This window comes from Leptospira selangorensis, from assembly GCF_004769405.1.
In the GTDB taxonomy this organism is placed as follows: domain Bacteria; phylum Spirochaetota; class Leptospiria; order Leptospirales; family Leptospiraceae; genus Leptospira_B; species Leptospira_B selangorensis.
Genome location: NZ_RQES01000005.1, coordinates 332736 through 354098 on the forward strand (window position 1 = coordinate 332736; position 21363 = coordinate 354098).

Below are 21363 nucleotides of genomic sequence, written 5' to 3' on the forward strand. Positions count from 1 at the left end.
GATTTATCATAACAAACATGAAATACTTGGTCACAGGAGCGGAAGGTTTTGTAGGATCTTATCTGGTCCGAGAACTTACACAAAAATCAGAGTCCGAACTTCTGGGCCTGGGAATGAATCCTAAAAATACGGAGTTTTCCTTTCCTTATAAGGTTTGTGATATCAGGGATATCCAATCTCTCCAACAAGTATTCGAGTCCTATTCACCAGATGTATTATTCCATTTAGCAGGACAAACATTCGTTCCTAGATCAATCGAAAATCCGGAAGAAACATTACTGATCAATGTGGCAGGCACATTGAATATTTTAGAATGTTTTAAACGTTCCGGTAAAAAAGTGAAACTAGTCTATATATCTTCTTCTGAAGTATATGGAAATATAAAAGAAGAACAACTTCCAGTTTCAGAGAATCTTCTCCCAAGTCCTGTGAATCCATATGCTTCTTCCAAACTTGCTGCAGAAACATATTGTCTTCAGTATTCTCGTTCTTATCAAAATATAGAAACTGTGATCGCAAGACCTTTCAATCATATAGGTGTTGGGCAGAATCCTAACTTTGTGGTCCCGAATTTTTGCAAACAGGTATTGGAGAATATTTCCAAAAACGTTTCTTCCGAAATTTTAGTAGGGGATTTAACTCCAACACGAGACTTCTTGCATGTCACTGATGTAGTGAAAGCTTATATTCTTCTAGCAAACAAAGGAATAAACGGAGAAGTTTATAATATATGTTCTGGCGCCGAGACTTCCATCTCTCAAGTCTTACAATGGATCTTAGAATTTGCGGATTCTAAATTAGTTTCTAAACAAGATCCCGCAAGATTGAGACCTGCAGAAATGAAAAGATCTCTGGGAAATAATTCTAAATTAAAATCTTTAGGATGGGCTCCTGGAATTTCAGTAAAAGAATCAGTCAGAGAAATTTTCGAGCATATTCGAAAAACAGAATATTCTTCTTAAATTACGGAACCCTTCCAGGTTTTGACTCCGCTTCCTTCTATAGGAAACGGTTTCCCCAAATATTTTGGGGCAGTATTAGTCAGGTTCATATCGATCCAGGCCAAGGTTCTTGCAAAAAATTCTCTGAATCTACTTGTGGGTCCGCTAATATAGATCCTTCTATCCGATTCATAAGATTGTAGATCTAATCCTATTTTTTTAGAAATGAAAGCAGCTCTAGGTTGGTGAAATCTTTGGCTCACGAAGATCGCGTCCTTAACTTGGAAAATTTCCTTTGCTCTTACCAAAGTATCCAGGGTTCTAAAACCTGCATGATCTACGAACACGTCTTTTTCATCGACTCCTCTTTCTAAAACGTACAACAGCATCGGTTTTACTTCATTGTAATAGCTGGTTCCGTTATCACCTGAGAGAAGAATTTTACGGACCTTCCCCTGTTTATAAAGTTCTATCGCGCAATCTAAACGGTCCTGCAAAACGGGAGAAGGAATTCCTTTATAAACGGAAGCGCCCGGAACAATTGCAACTGTCGCAGGTTTGAGAGAGCGATAATTTCCCGCATGAATACTTCTGTTTTCGTAATCCCATTCGATAGAGAGATCTATGGAAGCAGGGATGCCAATGCATATGGCGACGGCGAGTAAAACCGCAAGTCTCATCCTTCCTCTGGAAAAGGCTCCGGGAGTTTTCTGGATTTCCTGGTTTTTTAGTCCAAAGTCCATAGTACTTTAAGGGGAGAATATGCCAAAGATCCGGTTCTGGAAAAGGAATTTTCCCCAAAATCTCGATTTTCCCCCAAATTATGTTCTCTTTACGGGATACAGGATTTCTTTTTTCTCCGGACCAAAAATTTAGATCGATATTTGGAAACATGGCGGCTACCTTGGGGTCTTAGGATACACTAGGTTATGAACCGAGTAAGACTCATGAATCTCCTGAATTCATTCGTCAGAGTTGCTCTGGCCGGTGTGTTCCTCACGCCGGCGTATCTTTTCTCAGAAGATACTAAAACTAGTTTTCATACTGCCCGACCTATTCGCACCGTCTCCTTCTACCGTAATGAAAGAGCAGCCGGAGTAGTTTTCGGTGACCTAGATTCATTTAAAAATCGTTATATTCTTACAGACACCCAACTCGAACGTATCGCTGAGCTGAACCGGAGATATAAAAACGAGCATGAAAGATGGCTTCGTAGATTATCTCCGAAACAAGTCGAACTCGAACTGGTATTAATGGATGAAAATCCTGACCTGATCAAAGTTCGACTTCTCGTTAACGCGATTGCAAAGTATACATCCGAAATCCGGATGAATCAAATCGCGCATCGGCTCGCGATCGAAAGGGTTTTATCCTCAGAGCAAAAAAAGAGGGGAAAGGAAAGGGAAATAGTTACCCTACCCGAGGAGCATAGGGAAGCTCCAGGGTTCCCCTTGAATCTGTTTGTTCCCGAGAGAATAATTTTGCCTGTGCCGGGCATCCTGAGATAAGGAAACTAAAATGGACCAAAGAGAATTTGCCGGACTAATAGACAGTACGAAACATATCGTACTCTCCGCGATTAAAAAGAATTTATACGAAGAGTTTTACGATACCATCGATGATGTTGTTCAAGAAACTTATATCCGTGCTTATAAAAGTTTAGCAGCTAATAAGTTCAGGGGAGATTCTTCCCATAGTACTTGGTTGTATACAATTGCAAGGAATGAGTCCTTGAGAATGAACCAGAAGCGTATGCGCCAGGCAAACCTTGCGATGAAGCTGAAGGAAAAAGCTACTCAAGATTCTATTCTAAACCCAAGAGAAGAATATGCTGATTCTGGAATGGATATCGAATTACAGGATCTGATCTCCAATCTTCCTTGGAAATACAAGTCTGTGCTTGCATTAGTTTCCGAAGGATATAAAGAGCAACAGATTGCAGAGAAATTGGGAATTCCGGAAGGAACAGTTAAATCCCGATCTTTCCGAGGCAAACAAATGCTAAAGAAGTTATTTTTTCAAGAGACCTGAGATAATCGGAAATGGAAGATAGAAACAAAGAAAAGTTAGACCAAGAGATTTTCCGTCGTTTAGAAAGTTACGAATGGAGTGATAATATCTCTGCAAAGATAATGAGAAGGCGCAAGATCGCTAGCTTTAAGCGATTTTTCATCTTCTCGTTTAGCGGACTTGTTATCGTAGGTCTTGGTCTATCTTCTTTTTATTTTCAGCCTGAGGGAGAATCCGAATCCGGAGACTGGCAGGTCTTGATAGAAGAGCAGATCGAAGGAACTTTCGAGGATGCGGAGACTAGTATGCAAACTCCTGATTTGAATCAGGAGGATACTAGTTCTTCCACTGTACCTTCTTCTTCCTTAATGGATATGGATGCGTTGATCGAAACTTCTTTCGAACGCAGATAGGTTTTTAAAAATAAATACAAACTCAGCTTGCTAATATAGCGGTTGTTACATAGAATTGCGGCAAGGATTGGTTGGGTGAAACTAATCCAAATGTCCTTCTTGGACTAGGAGTACACTCTTGTTTTCCTTGCACGAACCGACTTCAGGTCGCACCAAAAAAAATAAACCGAATCTTCCTCCTGGAGTTTTCGGAATCCGGGCACTTCCTTACGTTTCTAAATTGGCAAAAGATCCGATCGGATTTTTCCAATTGATGCAGTCCAAATTCGGAAATTCAGCACGATTCGGATTAAGACAGGTTGTGTTTCATTTAATCACACAGCCGGAAGATATCAAAAGAGTCCTTCAAGAGAACAACCAGAACTATCATAAGGGAGTTTTTTATAAGGAGCTCGGTAGGATCTTAGGTAAAGGTTTACTGAATAGTGAAGGAGAATTTTGGAAGAAGCAGAGAAAACTTATCCAACCTTCTTTCCATAAGCAAAGGATCTCTGAGTTCGTAGAGATCATGGCCCAAGAAACCGAAAAAACTTCCGAAAATTGGAAGAAGATTTCGAGCTTAGATATTTCTAAAGAAATGATGCGACTAACGTTTGCAATCGTAGGCAGAACTTTATTCAGAACTGAAGTAGAAAGTTACGCTGCCAGGATAGAACATTCTTTAAAGATCGCACTTGAGTTGGTCACTAAAAGAATCACTCGTATTTTTCCATTTCCTTTCAGTTGGCCTACTCCTGAAAATTTAAAACTCAAACGCGCCTTGAAAGATATGCATTCTGTAGTAGATGAGTTAATTGCAGAACGTAAAAAAAATCCTTCGAACGATTTGATCTCTATGCTTCTGGAAGTTCGAGACGAAGAAACAGGCGAAACTATGAGTGAAAGTCAAGTTCGAGACGAGGCAATTACACTTCTTCTTGCGGGACATGAAACAACTGCAAATGCATTGTCTTGGGGATTTTATCTTCTATCTAAACATTCTGATATTTGTGAAAAAGTAAGAGAAGAAGCAAATAGAGTTTTGGGAGATAAGACTCCTAGTTTGGAAGATGTTCAAAAATTGACATACACTCGCAAAGTATTGGATGAGGTTTTGAGATTATATCCTCCTGCTTGGGTGATCGAAAGGACTGCAATGGGTCCTGACCAAATTGGTGGTTATGATGTGGAGACCGGAACTAATATCTCCATCTGTATTTTTAATATTCATCGAAATCCAGATTTTTGGGAAAATCCTGACAAGTTTGATCCGGATCGTTTTGATGAAGAAAGATCTGCAGATAGACCTAAATATGCATATCTTCCATTTGGAGGAGGACCAAGGATCTGTATCGGTAATATTTTTGCATTAACGGAAGCTACACTGATACTTGCAATGTTGGTCAAAAACTACAAATTCCAAACGGTTTCGGATCATCCTGTCGTTATGGAACCTTTAGTCACATTAAGACCGAAGTATGGAATTCTATTAAACATAGTTTCCACTTGACCCTATCTTTCCCGGCCGGAATCCTTCTACCAGAGGGATTTCGACCATGGAAAAGATGATAAAAAAACGCATCGACCAGGTAAAAGAAAAAGGTCACCAAAGGCTGACGGTTCTTTTAATCCCTCATGGATTCGATAAGTCATTTCACTTCCAAATTTCTATCTTCACAATCTTCTTCTTAGTAGGATTATTGTTTGCAATCGTTGGGATCGCAGTTTTAGGAATCGTTCGTTATAATAATACCAGGATCCAGATCAACGCACTCGCTTCCGTTTACGGAAAATATTTCGATGAGTATATCGAATACAGCGAAAAGTTAGGAGATATCCGGGACGATTTCGCGAGTCTGAACGAAAATTTACAAGAAGTTCATTCTTTGATTGATGGCGAGTCGGATGAGTTGCTTAAACTTCCTGATGAGTCAGACTCAGAGGACTTAGCTGCTACTGAATTAAAGGTAGAAGAGGCAGTAGATAAGGATCTAATGCTCGGAAGATCTTATCTTTCTGAAATTTATGGATATCGCGCAGTAAGAGTTTCTATGGAAAAGAATAAGGCTCTTGTGGATTCTGTATTTAACTTTTTGGATTCCAGATACGGCATCATGAATTCTCTCCCATTCGGAGAACCATTATTATCTTATAATTTAACTTCTTATTATGGAATGAGAAGGTCCCCTACTTTTGGGTACATGGAATTCCATGACGGAGTGGACTTAGCAAACGTCCCTGGAACGGATATCGCGGCCACCGGAGACGGAAGAGTTTACAGAGCAATTTACTCCAACAGAGGATACGGAAATCATATTGTGATCGCTCATGCAAACGGATACTATAGTTTGTATGGTCACTGTACTTCCTTAAAAGTGAGAGAAGGTGAATATGTCCATAAAGGGCAGAGGATTGCTACTGTGGGAGCCACAGGAAACGTAACTGGTCCTCACCTTCATTATGAAGTATGGATCGGAGAATCGAACCGCACCGATCCTATGGATTATATGAAAGTAGGTTTCGGCCAATATTAATTTTATATAATCGACTATGCCTAAAAAAGTCCCGGCTAAAAAAACCTCCGCTAAAAAAGCGGAGCCAATCGAAGTATCTAAAAAAGTTTCTATAGATCTGCCAAAGGATCCTAAGCAGGCCGCAAAGGAAATGCGCTCTCTGGAAGAGCAGCTTCGCCATCACCAATATTTATACTACGTTAAGAACACTCCTAAGATATCTGATTATGACTTTGATCAAATGTTTAAAAGGCTCCAAGCTTTCGAAGAAGCGTTCCCTAAATTGGCGGACCCTGCTAGCCCGACTTTGAGTGTTGGTTCCGATCTAGACAAAGACTTCGAGAAGTTTACTCATAAGCTCCCGGTTCTTTCTTTGGAGAACACTTATAATGAAGAAGAGTTAATGGAATGGATCCAGAAAACGGGATCCGACGAGCTCTATTCTGTCGAATGGAAGATAGACGGCGCTTCCCTCATGCTATATTATGAAAATGGAATTCTTGCTAATGGTGTAACCAGAGGTACAGGAGGGATCGGAGATGATGTTACAGAAAATATCCGAACCATTCGATCTATTCCACTCAGGTTGTCGGAAACTGTTTCTATTTATTTAAGAGGAGAAGTTTATATGACTTTCTCCGATTTCGATGAATTTAACGAAGCTTCCGAAGGAAAATATGCAAACCCTCGAAATCTATCTTCTGGTTCTTTGAAGCAGAAAAATTCTTCAGATGTAGCAAAGCGACCACTTAGAATATTCACTTACGACGCATTTTTTCCAGGTTCCAAAGTAAAATTCAAGACTCACCAAGAAGTAATGAAGAAGGCAGAAGATCTGAAATTCCCTCTTCCACCGGATACTAAATTACTAAAAGGTTCTGAGATCCCTGCAGCGATCAAAGACTTTAAGAAGAAAAAAGAGAATATTGGATTTCCTACGGACGGACTCGTGATCAAACTAAACGATCTTTCTAAAAGAGAAGCTTTAGGTTATACGTCTCATTCTCCTCGTTGGGCTCGTGCTTATAAATTCGATGCTTTGATGAAAGAAAGTAAGATTGTGGGCATTGATTATGCAGTGGGAAGAACGGGAAAAATCACTCCAAGAGCTCAAATTGAACCGATCAGTTTGGCGGGAACCACAGTTACATTCGCAACTTTGCATAACCAAGATTATATAGATGAGTTAGGGGTTGGGATCGGAGCAATCGTAAGAATTTCCAAAAGAGGGGAAATCATTCCTGCAGTGGAAGAAGTTGTCACTCCAGGAAAGGAAGTTTTTAAGATCCCACTTCGTTGTCCTTGCTGCAGCACTAAAACGGAAAAGAAACAAGACTCCGTAGATTATTTTTGTCCGAATCCTGAATGTCCTGATCGAGTTAAGAACGGAATTATATTCTATTGTTCTCGAAAACAAATGGATATAGAAGGCTTGGGAGAAAAGCAGGTAGAATTTTTATACGATCAAAAGTATATCAAAGATATCGCAGATCTTTATTCTCTTAATAAACATAAAGAAAAGTTAATGGAAGAGGAAGGATACGGAGAAAAAAGCGTATCTATCATTTTAAAGGGAATTGAAGAATCAAAGAAGAAAGATTTTAGATTTGTACTTTCTTCTTTAGGTTTGAGAGAGATTGGTCCTAAAGTGTCGGAACTTCTGACAGAGAACGGATATGATACGATCGATTCTATTATCTCTGTGGCCAAAAATCCTAAGAAGCTGGAAAATGTTTTGGAAATTCCGGGTATAGGACCTTCTACAATTGAAGCGATCCAAGAGAATTTCACTGATAAAAGAATTCTTTCTCTTATTGATCGTCTGAAAAAAGCCGGACTCAAGATGAAGGCGGACCCGATAGAAAAATCGGATAAACAACCATTTGCAGGACAAAGCTGGTGTGTGTCCGGCTCCTTTGAAAACTTCCAACCTAGAGATAAGGCAATGGATCTGGTTGTTTATTATGGCGGGAAAAAAGTAGGATCTATTTCTTCTAAAACGACTCACCTGCTGGCAGGACCGGGCGCCGGTTCGAAATTGGACAAGGCTCAAGAGTTAGGAGTACAGGTTGTTTCCGAGGATGAGTTTTTAAAAATTCTAAAACAAAACGGGATCAAGATTTAAAAGCCTTCTCACAAACTTATACGTCGCGTATAGTTTTATTACCTTCTCTCTTTTTATATCAATATCGCTAAAGGATTGAAAATTCCTCCCTTTCATTACTATAGAACTATGACGCAAAAGAAATGCCCTCAATGTTCAAGCATTTTAGAATGCGGAGTGGACCAAGGAACTTGTTGGTGTTTCGATATTCGTTTAGATGTGGAAGCTTTGAAAAATATAAGAGAAATGTATGAAGACTGCTTATGCAAAGATTGTTTAACTCGTTTTGAAACGAACGTAGTTAATCAAAAAATTTGAATAACGGCCGTATAATATGTGAACGATTGTTCAACACATTTCAGTTTTTTTAATCTAAATAAAAATCGATTGAAGCATAGGTCCTTCAACGTAGTGTTTCCGCCGTAGGGAAAAAATCCTAGTTTATAGTGTTCTCAGGGGGAGTTCTTGGAAACTGATCAAAAATATTTTTACGATATGCTAGAAAAGACGGCATCTAAATTTCCGAATAAGGAAAGTTTTTCCCGTAGAACCAAAGATGGAATTAAAGGAAGGACTTTTTCGGAAATGAAGTCCTTAACAGATTCTTTAATTGCAGGTCTGATCGAAGAGGGAGTCCAAAAAGACGATAAGATCTTATATCTTTGTGACTCTAGTCAGAACTGGATCATAGGTGATATTGCGATCATCTCCGCAGGCGCTGTTTCCGTTCCAAGAGGAACCGATGTAGTAGACGAAGATATATTATATATTGTTAATCATTCTGAAAGCAAATACGCGATCGTTCAAAAAGAAAAAGACAAACAAAGGTTGATCAACCTAGGTTCCAAACTTCCTAGTCTAAAAAAAGTTTTTGTGATCGAAGATGATATTGGCGATCTGAAATCCGGAGCTGATACGATCCAAGGCCTGATAGAAAAAGGAAAATCGAATCTTTCAAAAGATCCTGATATTGTTCGCAAAAGACTCAGAGAGAAATCTCCGGATGAACTTGCTACTTTGATCTATACATCCGGAACCACCGGCGCTCCTAAAGGAGTGATGCTCACCCAAACAGGTTGGATCTCCGCTGTGGAAAAAGTGATCGGGTTTGTTCAATTAACTTCTGCGGATTCCGGTGTAAGTCTTCTTCCTCCTTGGCATGCGTTTGAAAGAGCGATCGAATATTGTATCTTAGAATTAGGCGCAGGGTTTCTGGTTTCTAATATCAGCAACTTAAAAGAAGATCTTAAGGAATTTCAACCTACGCTATTCCCTTCCGTTCCAAGAATTTGGGAATCCTTATATAATGGAATTATGAATAAGGTCTCCAAGGAATCCGGTTTAAAAAAGGGAGTATTCAATTTCTGTTTGAAGATAGGAAATCTTTGGGCTGTTCAAAAAGGAGTTTTATTCGGTTATGATTTCAGGATAGAAAAACCGAATTTTATCGTTTGGACCTTCGCTAAAGTATCTTCTTTGGTCTTTCTTATATTATTATCTCCTCTCAAGTTACTTGCACTTTTGGTATTTAAACCGATCCACAGTGCTCTTGGTGGAAAGTTAAGAGTTTCCGTTTCTGCGGGAAGTGCACTTCCGTCGGTAGTGGATAAATTTTTATCTTCTATCGGGTTAATCGTTTTGGAAGGATACGGAATGACGGAAACTTCTGCAGTCCTTTCCATTCGTAAACCTAAACAACCTTCTCCCGGAACTGTTGGAACTCCGATACAAGGATATGAATGTATCTTAAAAGATGAACATGGGAATCTTGTTCCTCAAGGAGGAAAAGGAAGTCTCTGGGTAAAATCCAAACAGGTTCTTATGGGATATTACAAACGTCCTGAATTGAACGATGTTGTTTTCGATAAAAATGGATTCTTTGATACCGGAGATATCATGCGTTTCAATTATAGAGGCGAATTGGTATTTGCAGGAAGAGCAAAGGATACTATAGTGCTTGCCGGAGGAGAAAATGTGGAGCCTGTTCCTATTGAGGACCAACTTTTAAATTCTCCTTATGTGAACCAAGTTATGGTTACTGGTCATGAGGCAAAACATTTGGTGGTCTTGATCGTTCCGGATTTCGAAAGATTGAAGGCTGAGTTTCCTGATCTACCTGAGGATGCGAATGTTTGGAATTCTCATCCTAAAATTAGAGAGATCTTTAAGAAGGAAGTTTCGGATAGAATATCCCGTAAAACAGGATTCAAAGCTTTCGAACTGATCCCTCAAAATGCGTTTTATGTCATTCCAAGACCTTTTGATCCGGACAAGGAAATGACTAGGACCTTAAAGATAAAAAGAAACGAAATATTAGAAAGTTTTAAAAAAGAAGTTTCCGATCTAACCAAAAATTAGAATCGGATTGGGAGAAAGAACATGTTTTTAAATCCGTATTTAACGTCCTCCGACCTGGAATTTTACGAAACCGTAAAGGACTTTGCAAAAGAAAGAGTATTACCTTCGGTAGAAGATAGAGACGAACACGGCGTATGGGGAGACGATATCTGGAAGGAAATGGGAAATATGGGCCTACTCGGCATTCCTGTTCCGGAAGAATTTGGAGGCCAAGGTGGAACTTGTCTTCAATGTTGTATCGCTCAAGAAGCGTTTAACGCTGGTTCTCTAGATGGAGGATTCGGACTTTCTTGGGGAGCCCATATGATCATCGGGACTCTTCCTATTCTTTTCCAAGGAACAGAGGCTCAAAAGAAAAAATACCTTCCTAAACTCGCATCGGGAGAATGGATTGCAGGTCTTGCATTAACTGAACCTGATTCTGGTTCAGACGCAGCTGCAATGAACACATTCGCAACCAAAGTGGATGGAGGTTTTATTCTAAACGGAAGCAAATTATTTATCACAAATGGACCGAACGGACAAGTGTTCATCGTAATGGCGAGAACAACTAAGTCCAGAGGACCAATGGGAGTTTCCGCATTCATAGTAGAGTCTCATATGAAAGGATTTCATATAAGTAAAGTTCTTAAGAAGTTAGGGCATAACACTTCCATGACTGCGGAACTTTCTTTTCAAGATATGTTCGTGCCTGATGAAAATCTTTTAGGGCCTTTAAATTCCGGTTTCGTTCGTATAGGAAAGGGAACTCTGGAATGGGAAAGGACAGTTCTTGTCGCAGCAGTTCCAGGCGGAATGGAATTTGGATTGGAACTTTCTTTGGATTATGCATGGAAGCGCCATCAATTCGGAAAACCGATTTTATCCTTTTTTGGAGTACAAGAGAAGATCGCACGTAACTGGGCGTATCTATGTGCTTCCAGAAGATTGATCTATTTCGTAGCAAATAAGAAAGACCAAGATCCAACAGCGAGCCTTCCATTTGAGAGTTCTGCATTAAAAGTGTTTGTTACAGAAACCGCAGAAGAGGTAGCGAGCGACGCAGTTCAGATCCACGGCGGAATGGGTTACATGAGAGAATGTCATGTAAGTCGCCAATACAGAGACGTCAGACTTGGCACAATCGGTGGGGGAACTACTGAAGTTCAAAAAAGTATTATCTCTTCTACCTACAAAGGTTTCGAAAAGTTGATGGGAGTTTTAGAACAATCCCAACCAGAAGATATCAGAGCTAAGGCTGAAAAAATTCTGGCAAATACTCCTGAAGAAAAAGTTCTTACTGCGGCAAAAGAATTACTCAAAGCAGCGGGAGAACATTCTGATAGAAAGAAAAAACAAGCTTTAGAATTCGGATTTGCTGACCTTGCAGTATTCGTCACCACTGTTCAATTAGGATTCTGGGACACTGCAAATTCTACTTCAGAATACAAATCGGAAGATAGACAAAGAGATCTAAAAATACTTACCTTCTACGCTGGTTGTAGATTTTTCAAAAGTGTACATTTCTTAAAAGAACTGGATGCAGAAAAAACTAAAAATCTGATGAGACTTTTCTCCGAACTTCCTTCTGTGGAAAAAGAAGTGGCTGATTGTGTAGAGTTCCTGAAAAACGGGGTCTTAGGCGCACAGTTAGAGCTAGCTTAATCCACAAAAAAGAATAAGGAAATCGGAATGTACGAAAGAGGAAAGACTTACGACGAAATACAAATAGGAGATAAGGGAAGTTTCACAAAAACGATTACTGAAACAGATATCTATCTGTTCGCAGGGATCAGCGGGGATTTTAATCCCCTGCATGTGGACGAAGAATATGCAAAGACCACAGCGTTCGGAACAAGGATCGCTCATGGTGGGCTTGCAGCTTCTCTATTAGCTCCTGTACTCGGGATGAAACTTCCCGGGTTAGGTACAGTCGCTTTAGAAACATTAACAAAGTTCCGCAAACCTGTGTATCCCGGAGATACGATTACTTGCACAGTCACGGTGAAAGAAAAAATCCCAAGACTGAAAGCTGTCTCCATGAACATAGAGTGGACCAATCAAAAAAAAGAAATCATCGGCAAGGGAGAATGTAAAGTTCTACCTCCTTCTGCCCAAGCTTAGAATTTTCAGGAGTTATACATGAGTTTTCCCGTTCTATTAGGAGTCGCTGACAGTACTACCAAAGATTTTTCGGAAGAAGAATATAAATCGTGGAGCGGGTCTCAAAAAGTTTTTCAACATTATAAAAAATCCATAAGTACACTTTTGGATTTTCTTGGAATGAAGAATGAAACATTATCTTCTGAGATCACTGACTTTGTAAGTATAGAAGCGGCCTCTTTAGGAAAGGGAGGTTATGGACATACAGTTCGTATCGCTAATGAACTAGGATACACCGGAATGAAAGCCCATGTGATTGACTTGGGGGGTGCGAGTGTTACTGGAGCAATCGGACAAGCAAGGACTATCTTAGTAGATAATCCTGATGCTGTCGTATTAGTTGCAGCTGCGGATATTCCTAAATCAGCATTTCGTCAAGTTTCCGATCTAAAGATGGTAAACGAAACGGTATGTCATCCTGAATTCGAATTAGATAATGGTGCCACCCTCATTGCAATGTACGGACTCATGATGAAAAGAATGATGTTCGAAGACGGGATCAGCTTAGACGATCTAAAAGAGATTACTCAAAAATTCAGATCCAATGCGATTGGGAATCCAAGAGCATTCTATTATGGGCAAGAGATTACAGAAAAACAAATGTCTCGTCCTATCTCTGATCCTTACCCAACTCCAATGATTGCAATCGTAACAGATCATGGATTTGCTACCATCTTAGTATCCGAAAAAAAAGCAGAAGAATGGAAATCAAAAGGTCTGATCCGAAAAGATCTAAAACCTTTACATCTTGTGGGAGCTTCTCATGCGGCTCATAGTGAATATTTCATTTTGAAAGGTGGATTTGATTCTCCTTCTAGAAATTCCGCCGAAAGACTTTTTGCACAATCCGGTTACCAAAGAGAAGAAGTCGACTATGCTTGGATCTACGATTGTTTTCCAGGACAGGTGATCCAACAGTCTGCTCAATATTTTAAATTGGGCAAAAAAGAAGTCGTTAATGCTCTCAAAAATTCTTCATTAAAAATTTCTAATGGAAAGCAGGTCCCTATCAATCAGATGGGTGGAATTCTAAACTACCAAGCTGCAATGTCTATCTCTGCCGCTACAGGTCTTGTAGATATAGCTGTGCAATACGGGCTATATGCCCAGGTCGCGGATTGTGGAAAAGTTCCAGCACATTCTCCCAAGGTATCACTTTTGGGAGGGAATGGTGGAATAGATAGTATCAATTCTATTGCGTTATTCTCATCGGAACGTCCTTCAAGCGATAGAAAGTCCAGACCTCCAGAACTTTCTCCTCTTACTTTAAACAAGCCCGGCGCGGATATTGGTGAAGAAGGTATAGTTTGGTCTGCTACAACAGTAAATATGAATCCAGGATTTTCTTGGAAGCCTCCTTATTCTTTAGCTCTGATCAAGTTGGCAGAAAATCGTTTCGTTCTTGCAAACATCCATGAGAAGGATGGGACGATTCGTAAGTCCGGGGACGAATTGCAATACGACAGAACTCGGGTAAAAATAGAAAAAGAAGGCCGAAGATGGAAGGCTTTACTTTTATAAATCGATCGTTCGTCTTGCAAAACTAAATAGATTTTTTCTAATATTCTCCGCAGAAACCTGAAAATAAATTGATTAGAATTGTTTTAAGAAGAAAAACTTTTACTTTGTTTTTGGAAAAAAATTTCCGAATTTGAAGTACGTTCCGATTCCATTCCGTCAGATTTTTTCTCGGAAAGTGAAAGTGGCTTCGGTTCTAAATGTTCTGAAAACAAGACAGTCAAAATTTCAGTCTAATACTTGAGACTGTCTAACCCCGGATACACGGGATATCTGAAAAGAAAATGCGAGAACCGTTTCCGTGATTTGATCTTTGTGAAGGGGACGATATTCTTGTTTATCACTGCGGAGAACATTCGAACTGGAGAAGTTAGGACCTTCCTTGGGAAAGAAAGGATCTTAGTGCCTGATTCCAAACATACTGAAGTGGCCCGTTCCCTTTCCGCGCATTGGGAAACGGTGGAAGAATGTTTAGACTTACGTAAATATTCCAAATTTTTCTATGTCTCCGAAACGGAAGGCAAATGGCAAAGGGGAGAAGAAGTTTTAATCTCCACAGAAAGACCTATTTCAGACAGATCAGGAAGTAAAAGCCTCTCTATGGATCATATAGATAGCTACAGAGTACTCGGAATTTTTTTAGAAAAGGAATAAAATCCGAGTAGAATACCAATCGGGAGAAGATAAGGTACGGACCCGACGCACTCACTAACAATGGTCCAAAAAAAGAAAAAGAAACCCTCACCTAAAAAGAAGGTAGTTAAACGGGCAAAATCCTCTTCTACCGGGACAAAAAGCGTACGTATCCCCAGAGATAACGACGTTAAGATGAGCGAAATGGTGGATTTGGCCGCCGAAATATTCGTTCAGACCTTAGAGATCTCCGCTAAAATTCCGGACAAGCTCAGATCTAGACTGATCAAAAGGCTTAAGGACGCTGCAAAAGAAGCGCTATCGTGAACATATTCTACCCTGCCTCCAGGGGTAGATTTTCGATTTTAAGAAATTTTTTTCCAAAAACCTCGCTCAAACGAGGTGGGATTCCGTATTTATGTCCGTCGAAATTAATATGGAAACGATGTTTTTAGCAACGGCCCTTTTCTTGATTCTTTTCGAACAATATAAGGAAAGAAAGACCCGAGAGAAGGTTTTTGTAGAACCTTTACGTAACTTCCTTCACCGTTAACCTACGGTCCAAGCGCCGGGCGAAAGGATGCCCCGGCCTTCGTTTTTCTCGCCTCGTTAATGTTGGAACCGACTTGAATCCTTCCGGATACCAGGGATAATGGCCTTGGGCGGATTTCAACTTCTATGAAGAACAAATTACTCACACCTATCAAAGCGATAGATACCTTCGTTAAATGTAAAAAAGAAGGGGAGCGTATTCCCGTACTGGTTTGGGACAGTTTAAGGACCTACCAAAAATGGAATCAGGTGGAGTTAACAGGACTTCTAAATGCTAGCGCCTATTTTCCTGATATTCTTTTTGAAAAAGATATGGAGAAGAAGATCCAGCACCGTCTGGACGAATTTAATTCCCGGATCGTGGACATTCCTATTAAATGAATCAAACTGCTGAACCTAATATTTTATACCAAGAAGCAAATCCTTACGGATCCTTAACCGCGTATTTAGAAGACGACGGAAGAACTGTTTATCTTTATCTACAAGCAGAAGAAAGTCCTGACTTCGCGATTAAATCCGTTTGGATATGCAATCGAATCGATGCACCTAAAACAAGAACCGATCTAGATCTAAGATCAGGCCTTGCACCATTCTTAACGGAAGAAGAAGTTACTGATCCTAAGGGCCAACCTGAATTCGATCCCAAAGAGATCCATTTTATCTGGTCGGAAGAAGGAAACGGAGTCTCCTTATTTTATAAAGAAGAACTGATTGCATATCTTCCTCCTTGGTCAGGTATCAAAGGATTTCATGGATATTCTAAATTTGCAAAAATGGATACAATTACCGCTTATCCATTAGGTAATACGGAATACGGAGTAATTCCTGATCGTATCAACCAAGACAGAAATTTTTGGGAATACAGATCTACCAAAGGGGTTTGGAAGAATATACAAGAGTCCAGACTTGCATATCTAGAATATGTATTTGGTAAACATGATAAGTATTGGTCTGCAGATGGCGGAAAATATCCACAACTAGGGATCGTAAGATTCGCTCCTAAGAATATGCCAGGTGTTTATGTATATTCTACCGTAGGAATGAGTGCGCAAAATCTTCCTTCCGTTGAATTATACAGAAAAGATTACGAAAACTACGCTAGAATAGAATTAGTTTGTGCAGTAAAAGTTTCAGATGAGGATAGATCCGAAAGTTGGGTCCCGCATCAAATCGGTGAGATCATTCGTTATCCATGGGTCATCGGTAAATGGTTTGGCCATGGACATTCTGTTGCGATGAGCAGAAGAGATCCGGAAGCTTTATACTTAAGTTTTAGCTCTCTCGTTATAAGAGAGATAGGAAAAGAAGAAGGATTCCCTGAATTAGCGGATCTGAAGTCTGAAAGAGGAAATCCGATCAAATTTCTGGCGATGATCCCTGTTTCAGAGGAAGAAAGGGTCTTTATTGAAGAAAAAGGCGCCGAAGAGTTCTTTTCCTTATTGGATTCCACTCAATCTAAGTGGATCCATAATCCTGAGAGACAATCCACAATCTGATCGGACAGTTTTTGGAATGAAAAACTTTATCTCTAAGCGATTTCTAATTTTTCTCGGCTTATTCTTAGCGTTTAACTTTTTAAATCTAAGTTTAAACGCTCAAGATAAGACTTCTGCGGCCGCGATAGAAAAAATTTGGGAGAATATATACTCTCAGGACTTCATCTCGGCTAAAAAACTAGTCCAAAAAGAACTTCAATCATCAAATTCTGAGTCATTACAGCTTCTATCCTTGATGGAAATCTGTTTGAACGGTCTAGAAAGATATAAACAAGCAGATGAAAGTCGTAAAAAGATCCTAAACGTTTGGGAAAAGAACCATAAAAAGGCTTATCTAGAAGAGAATTATCCCTTAAACCTAGCTACTTGGACTAGAATGGCAGTGGTGACACCGAATATTTTAGTATTAGGAGCTGAATATTACCTTCCTTATCCGGTAAATGCTAAGAGAGAAGGCTTCTATTATCATAAATTCACTGCTTATAATCGCTATAGCAAGCATGCTATTAAGTTTTTTAAGTTAGAGAACTCACCTAAAACTGAAAAAGAGTATAGATTATTCGAAATTTCAGAAGAAGGAGAGGCTAAACTAGTTAAAAATTACGGAAATACACTGCCGGATTTCAGAGATGAGATGAAAGACGTGATGAAATCTTTAAATTTATAAGTGCTCTCACCTAAAGTGTTGTATTTTTACAACAGTATCCGTTAGAAAATCGGAAAATACTAATAAAGAAGGGCTATAAAAGAAAAAACCCGCCTCAAAGAAGCGGGTTTTAAGCTTCATTTCTTCCGTATCAAGTACGGAAGAGATGTTGTTGAAGTTAGTTATTTCTTTTTCGCAACTTTCTTCTTAGCAGCTTTTTTCTTAGCTACTTTTTTCTTAGCTGCTTTCTTGACTGCTTTCTTTTTTGCAACCATTGACGTCCTCCATGTATTAGAACTTTATTGCCCTTCATATAATATGAAAGATCAAGAAAGGTCTTGGATAGTGACATAATTAAGCAATTTACTTTTCATTGTAAAGTATTTTAATTAATTTTAGGAAAAAAATTTTAAGAAGTTGATTTCACACTAAGTGATACTTACTCGGAGACTTCTAGACAAACAAATGAGATATCATCGCTAGGTTCTTTGTAATTTCTAAACTCTTCTAGCGTTTTTTTGATAAGATCAGCTAATGATTGAGCATCTTTATCGTGATTTAAGGATAATATTCGTAAAAGATTCTCTTCTCCGAAGATTTCTTCGTTATCATCGAACGTTTCAGTCACTCCGTCGGTGAACAAAACTAATTTATCACCCGGATTCAAATGAATAGTTAAGATTCTATAATCAGTTGGTAGAACACCTAATACTCTTTGAGTTTCGTTTCTAAGTTCTATTCTTCCACCTTTTCGAATACAAATCGGTGGTGTATGACCTGCATTTACGAATGAAAATGCTCCATCGCTAGCGTTATATATACCTGCAATGGAAGTCATGAACTCACTTCCTCTATATCTCTCGATCAAAAACAAGTTAATCGCTCTAAAAATATCAGGAAGAGAAGAAGAATTGCCCAATTGACGGCGAATAATTCCTCTTACTGCAGAAACTAGATAACCTGACCCGAGTCCATGTCCAGATACATCTCCTAAGAATAATAACTGCTTTTTAGGAGAAAGTTTGAGTATATCTAGATAATCTCCTGAAATTCCTACTGCAGGAAGAGTAAAATAGCCTAATTGAACCGATTTTATGGTCTCTAACTCGGGTAAATGAAGAGTTTTATCTAAGACCGCCGCCATATTCAGGTCTCTAACGATCCTTTTCTTCTCTACTTCATCAACTAGTAGAGAGTAGTTTCGAATGAGTAAAGATGCTAATCTAGTACATTCTTTTAAAAATCTAAGCTCACCTAGCGTAAAATTCTTACGATTGATCTTTTCTCCGACCAAAAATACCGCGATGACCTCTTTTCCTTTTTCAAAATTGAATAAAGGATACGCTAGTTGGACTTCCATCTGATTTAAAAATTTAAATACGGACTCTCTAATTCCTAGTCCATACGCAAGGTGAGAAGTAATAGTAACTTCAGTATGATCTTCGAAATAGGTCCAGATCTCGGATCCGTAAGGAATTCGAATGAAGTTTAGGTTTCTTAGGTCTGTTCCCGAAAATTTATCCGCAGGGATCAATATCTGGAGTTTTTTGACTTCTAAAGCGTCAACAAGTCTGCGGATCAGACTGTTGATAGTTGCTCTCATGGAGATCGGAGCACCTATCATTACGGATAATTCTTCTAATGCCGTGTGAAGTTTAGGATTATTTCTAAAACTCCAATAATCTATCCACTTATACAATTTATTGTTCAATGAACCTAAAAAGTAGGCAGCGGCCACCACATAGAATAAATTCCATTCTCTTTGGTGTTTTCCTAAAAATCCCGGATTCCATCTGACAAAAAATTCCAGACCGAATAAATATCCGAAAGTTAAGATCAAGATAGAATAAATAGAAGTTAAGGAAGAACTGAAAGCGATTTGGACCGGAACCAATGAATAAGTATAAGTTCCGAATACGATTAGGACCGGAAATAATATCAGTGCCGCCATCAGATAAGGACGGATTATGAAAAAACTTTTAGTGGATCCAAACTCAGCAATTAAGAATGGAACGATCGTAATTAAGAAGAATGCTAGAACGATACTTAGTTTTTTGAAAACTTCCTGAAAAGTTCCCTTATTCCTAAATGTGTGGAATATCAACTGCAAGATACAAATTCCCGCAGAGAATAGATTGAAATACATCCCATTCACGGATAAGAACTGGAATAGATCCGGATTCCCTTTCTGAGAAAGACCTACAAATCCTGCGACTAAGGAAAAAATTACCTGAGGTGCAAACCATCTGGATGGTATTTCTTTTCCTCTTAATCTAAAAGAAACATCTAAGATCAAAAATCCTGTGAAATATAAGAAGAAGAAAAACGGAAAGAGGAAGTCGTGGAACGCTAATAGAAAGAAGTTAAATAAAAATAACGAAGATAGAGATCCGAATAATAAGAAAATGTATAAGTCTCTAGTGTAAAAGAAAAACCAGATCGCTACTAAGAAATATAATAAAGATAAAAATATATCCGGTAAAAAATCCTTCAATACTTCGAAGGAAGATCTCATATCTAAAGAAAGACTTTTGACTATACTTCCTTCTTTTGCAAAAAAATGAAATGAGTGTCCGGATAATCCGTAATCCGCTCCTAACTTTCGAACGATCTCGTATTCGATTAAATCGATTTTCATTCCGACTAGATCTGCATGAGATCCGCTCGAAACCGCGATTTTTCCGTTAGGATAAAAATAAAAAGGAAGCCTTGCTTCTTTAGAATAAGAGTTCAGTAATCCTGAAAATAGGATCAAGCTGAATAAGATTACTGAAAGAAATACGATTAGAATATTTCTCACGGTTGTATACCCAAATGTTGAAAGGAAATGATATTACGATCATTCCAAGTTAAGAAGAGCGCATCTTTTCCTGGAGTTTCTATGTTTTCCCAACCGATAGACGCTAAGTTTCTATCCGGTTTAGATGCATCGAATAGTTTGAATTTTTTCCCGACGAACCTAAGAGAGATCTTACCTGTTTCTTTCTCTACCATTCCTACTGCGAGATCATATCTTTCCGTCCAAGAAATCTCTTTCAAATTATCTTCTACCAACGATTTGATCTGAAGAACATTCTTGGACTCTCCGTTCAATCTGGAGGAATATAATGTTCCCAATATATAACAAAGAGCTAAAACAGAAACTGCGTTGGTTACACTCAGGCGTAAAAATACAAAATAAAAATCGCCGGAAGGACTTTGAAAAAACTCCAGAAGTTCTCCAGGTTCTCTGGATAATAGATCTATTTTAATATCTCCAACCATAGGAGGTTCCGGAGATTCTAAAAACTTGCGGATCTTTCCCGCATTCTCTAATTCTTTTCTATATTTTTTATTTTCTGCAATTTGAGAAGAAAGGATCTGGTTGTGAACAGCCAGAGCACATTTGCCTGCTAAGAACCCGAGTTCGTGTCGTACATTGTCTTTTGGAATATTAGAAACCGCTAAAAATCCAAAAAGTTTTTCTCTAAACACGAAAGGAAGAATGAAGTTCGCTCTTAAACTTACAAAGTCTTCATTGATAATTTTGTTTTGGTCCGGTTCTCCGATCATAGCACCGGATCTTTTGTTTAATATGTAAGTGAGAAGTGCAGCTCGCGGGTTAATCCCTTCGAATGTATTTACCTTTCTTTGTTTTTTGTGCGCATAGGTATATAATTCGTAATGGACCAAATCATTCTTTAAGATCGCTAATTTTCCAAAATTGCTATTGGTTAGTCGTACTAACTCCGGGAATACGTTTTTGATCAATCCTTCCGAATCAAATCTTCTATGAGCTAGTCTAGAAGAACCTGGATCATCGCTTAAATATTCGGAAACGAATGTAGACTTTAAGAATCCTGAAATTTTTTCTTGGATAGGTAATATCCCAAAGACCCCGAAGACCAAACAGGTTAGGACAGCAATCTCACTTACGAATTCTATTTCTTTAGGAAGAAGGTAAATACTGAGTTCATATAAACCTAGGATAACGAATACGGAAAGTAATCGTACAGCTACTGTGATAGCCGAAGAGATAAGTCTTAGATCAGAAAAATAGGTCTTCACGTTTCAGGGAT

General features: G+C 38.9%; 20 protein-coding genes. 17 read left to right on the forward strand and 3 right to left on the reverse strand.

The window, feature by feature from the left end; all coding sequences use genetic code 11:
• Positions 1-17 precede the first annotated feature (17 nt).
• Positions 18-962 (forward strand): GDP-mannose 4,6-dehydratase, encoded by a 945-nt coding sequence (locus tag EHO58_RS03165; protein ID WP_135678573.1) that lies wholly within the window; start codon positions 18-20, stop codon positions 960-962.
• Here EHO58_RS03165 and EHO58_RS03170 read toward each other — a convergent pair.
• Entirely contained in the window at positions 959-1621 is a 663-nt protein-coding gene (locus EHO58_RS03170; RefSeq protein WP_244241072.1) for a SanA/YdcF family protein, read from the reverse strand. The genes EHO58_RS03165 and EHO58_RS03170 overlap by 4 nt on opposite strands.
• 249 nt (positions 1622-1870) lie before the next feature.
• Here EHO58_RS03170 and EHO58_RS03175 point away from each other — a divergent pair, with 249 nt between their 5' ends.
• The 16 genes from EHO58_RS03175 (at position 1871) to EHO58_RS03250 (ending at position 17326) form a co-directional block, all read left to right on the forward strand.
• Positions 1871-2449 (forward strand): hypothetical protein, encoded by a 579-nt coding sequence (locus EHO58_RS03175; protein WP_135627769.1) that lies wholly within the window; start codon positions 1871-1873, stop codon positions 2447-2449.
• Between the two features lie 10 nt (positions 2450-2459).
• Positions 2460-2972: an RNA polymerase sigma factor gene (locus EHO58_RS03180; protein WP_135627768.1), complete on the forward strand. Its 513-nt coding sequence runs from the start codon at positions 2460-2462 to the stop codon at positions 2970-2972.
• Between the two features lie 11 nt (positions 2973-2983).
• A complete protein-coding gene (locus EHO58_RS03185) occupies positions 2984-3364 on the forward strand; it encodes a hypothetical protein (protein ID WP_135627767.1) in 381 nt (126 codons plus the stop codon).
• 118 nt (positions 3365-3482) lie between these two features.
• Entirely contained in the window at positions 3483-4853 is a 1371-nt protein-coding gene (locus EHO58_RS03190) for a cytochrome P450 (protein WP_135627766.1), read from the forward strand.
• A 46-nt stretch (positions 4854-4899) separates the two neighbouring features.
• Positions 4900-5877, forward strand: a complete 978-nt coding sequence (locus EHO58_RS03195) for a M23 family metallopeptidase (RefSeq protein ID WP_135627765.1) — start codon at positions 4900-4902, stop codon at positions 5875-5877.
• A gap of 16 nt (positions 5878-5893) precedes the next feature.
• Positions 5894-7981, forward strand: a complete 2088-nt coding sequence (ligA, locus tag EHO58_RS03200; protein ID WP_135678578.1) for an NAD-dependent DNA ligase LigA — start codon at positions 5894-5896, stop codon at positions 7979-7981.
• A gap of 108 nt (positions 7982-8089) precedes the next feature.
• Positions 8090-8278 carry a cysteine-rich CWC family protein gene (locus EHO58_RS19855; protein ID WP_135678580.1) on the forward strand — a complete coding sequence of 63 codons (189 nt, stop codon included), beginning with the start codon at positions 8090-8092 and terminating at the stop codon, positions 8276-8278.
• A gap of 147 nt (positions 8279-8425) precedes the next feature.
• Positions 8426-10318, forward strand: a complete 1893-nt coding sequence (locus EHO58_RS03210; RefSeq protein ID WP_135678582.1) for an AMP-dependent synthetase/ligase — start codon at positions 8426-8428, stop codon at positions 10316-10318.
• A gap of 21 nt (positions 10319-10339) precedes the next feature.
• Positions 10340-11962 (forward strand): acyl-CoA dehydrogenase family protein, encoded by a 1623-nt coding sequence (locus EHO58_RS03215; protein ID WP_135627761.1) that lies wholly within the window; start codon positions 10340-10342, stop codon positions 11960-11962.
• 27 nt (positions 11963-11989) lie between these two features.
• Positions 11990-12421, forward strand: coding sequence for a MaoC family dehydratase (locus EHO58_RS03220; RefSeq protein WP_100708008.1), 432 nt, complete (start codon positions 11990-11992; stop codon positions 12419-12421).
• 18 nt (positions 12422-12439) lie between these two features.
• Positions 12440-13981 carry a thiolase C-terminal domain-containing protein gene (locus tag EHO58_RS03225; protein ID WP_135678584.1) on the forward strand — a complete coding sequence of 514 codons (1542 nt, stop codon included), beginning with the start codon at positions 12440-12442 and terminating at the stop codon, positions 13979-13981.
• 312 nt (positions 13982-14293) lie between these two features.
• The gene (locus tag EHO58_RS03230) at positions 14294-14632 is read left to right on the forward strand and encodes a hypothetical protein (RefSeq protein ID WP_244241074.1); all 339 of its coding nucleotides are present in this window, start codon (positions 14294-14296) and stop codon (positions 14630-14632) included.
• A gap of 60 nt (positions 14633-14692) precedes the next feature.
• Entirely contained in the window at positions 14693-14938 is a 246-nt protein-coding gene (locus EHO58_RS03235; RefSeq protein WP_135627759.1) for a hypothetical protein, read from the forward strand.
• A gap of 351 nt (positions 14939-15289) precedes the next feature.
• Positions 15290-15544, forward strand: a complete 255-nt coding sequence (locus EHO58_RS03240) for a hypothetical protein (protein ID WP_100708011.1) — start codon at positions 15290-15292, stop codon at positions 15542-15544.
• Positions 15541-16659, forward strand: coding sequence for a suppressor of fused domain protein (locus EHO58_RS03245; protein WP_135678586.1), 1119 nt, complete (start codon positions 15541-15543; stop codon positions 16657-16659). The genes EHO58_RS03240 and EHO58_RS03245 overlap by 4 nt, the downstream gene beginning before the upstream one ends.
• A 16-nt stretch (positions 16660-16675) precedes the next feature.
• The gene (locus EHO58_RS03250; protein ID WP_135678588.1) at positions 16676-17326 is read left to right on the forward strand and encodes a hypothetical protein; all 651 of its coding nucleotides are present in this window, start codon (positions 16676-16678) and stop codon (positions 17324-17326) included.
• Between the two features lie 418 nt (positions 17327-17744).
• Here the strand turns inward: EHO58_RS03250 and EHO58_RS03255 are convergent, their stop codons facing one another.
• Both EHO58_RS03255 and EHO58_RS03260 read right to left on the reverse strand, forming a co-directional pair.
• Entirely contained in the window at positions 17745-20105 is a 2361-nt protein-coding gene (locus EHO58_RS03255) for a PP2C family protein-serine/threonine phosphatase (RefSeq protein WP_135627756.1), read from the reverse strand.
• Positions 20102-21352, reverse strand: coding sequence for a hypothetical protein (locus EHO58_RS03260; RefSeq protein ID WP_100722530.1), 1251 nt, complete (start codon positions 21350-21352; stop codon positions 20102-20104). The genes EHO58_RS03255 and EHO58_RS03260 overlap by 4 nt, the downstream gene beginning before the upstream one ends.
• Positions 21353-21363: the final 11 nt, after the last annotated feature.

Excerpts from the sequence above, each read along its gene's own strand:
- EHO58_RS03240 (WP_100708011.1), top strand. The coding sequence starts at position 15,290 with ATGAAGAACAAATTACTCACACCTATCAAAGCGATAGATACCTTCGTT.
- EHO58_RS03245 (WP_135678586.1), top strand. The coding sequence starts at position 15,541 with ATGAATCAAACTGCTGAACCTAATATTTTATACCAAGAAGCAAATCCT.
- EHO58_RS03215 (WP_135627761.1), top strand. The coding sequence starts at position 10,340 with ATGTTTTTAAATCCGTATTTAACGTCCTCCGACCTGGAATTTTACGAA.
- ligA (WP_135678578.1), top strand. The coding sequence starts at position 5,894 with ATGCCTAAAAAAGTCCCGGCTAAAAAAACCTCCGCTAAAAAAGCGGAG.
- EHO58_RS03220 (WP_100708008.1), top strand. The coding sequence starts at position 11,990 with ATGTACGAAAGAGGAAAGACTTACGACGAAATACAAATAGGAGATAAG.
- EHO58_RS03195 (WP_135627765.1), top strand. The coding sequence starts at position 4,900 with ATGGAAAAGATGATAAAAAAACGCATCGACCAGGTAAAAGAAAAAGGT.
- EHO58_RS03225 (WP_135678584.1), top strand. The coding sequence starts at position 12,440 with ATGAGTTTTCCCGTTCTATTAGGAGTCGCTGACAGTACTACCAAAGAT.
- EHO58_RS03175 (WP_135627769.1), top strand. The coding sequence starts at position 1,871 with ATGAACCGAGTAAGACTCATGAATCTCCTGAATTCATTCGTCAGAGTT.
- EHO58_RS03170 (WP_244241072.1), bottom strand. The coding sequence starts at position 1,621 with ATGAGACTTGCGGTTTTACTCGCCGTCGCCATATGCATTGGCATCCCT.
- EHO58_RS03185 (WP_135627767.1), top strand. The coding sequence starts at position 2,984 with ATGGAAGATAGAAACAAAGAAAAGTTAGACCAAGAGATTTTCCGTCGT.
- EHO58_RS03235 (WP_135627759.1), top strand. The coding sequence starts at position 14,693 with ATGGTCCAAAAAAAGAAAAAGAAACCCTCACCTAAAAAGAAGGTAGTT.
- EHO58_RS03165 (WP_135678573.1), top strand. The coding sequence starts at position 18 with ATGAAATACTTGGTCACAGGAGCGGAAGGTTTTGTAGGATCTTATCTG.
- EHO58_RS03180 (WP_135627768.1), top strand. The coding sequence starts at position 2,460 with ATGGACCAAAGAGAATTTGCCGGACTAATAGACAGTACGAAACATATC.
- EHO58_RS19855 (WP_135678580.1), top strand. The coding sequence starts at position 8,090 with ATGACGCAAAAGAAATGCCCTCAATGTTCAAGCATTTTAGAATGCGGA.
- EHO58_RS03250 (WP_135678588.1), top strand. The coding sequence starts at position 16,676 with ATGAAAAACTTTATCTCTAAGCGATTTCTAATTTTTCTCGGCTTATTC.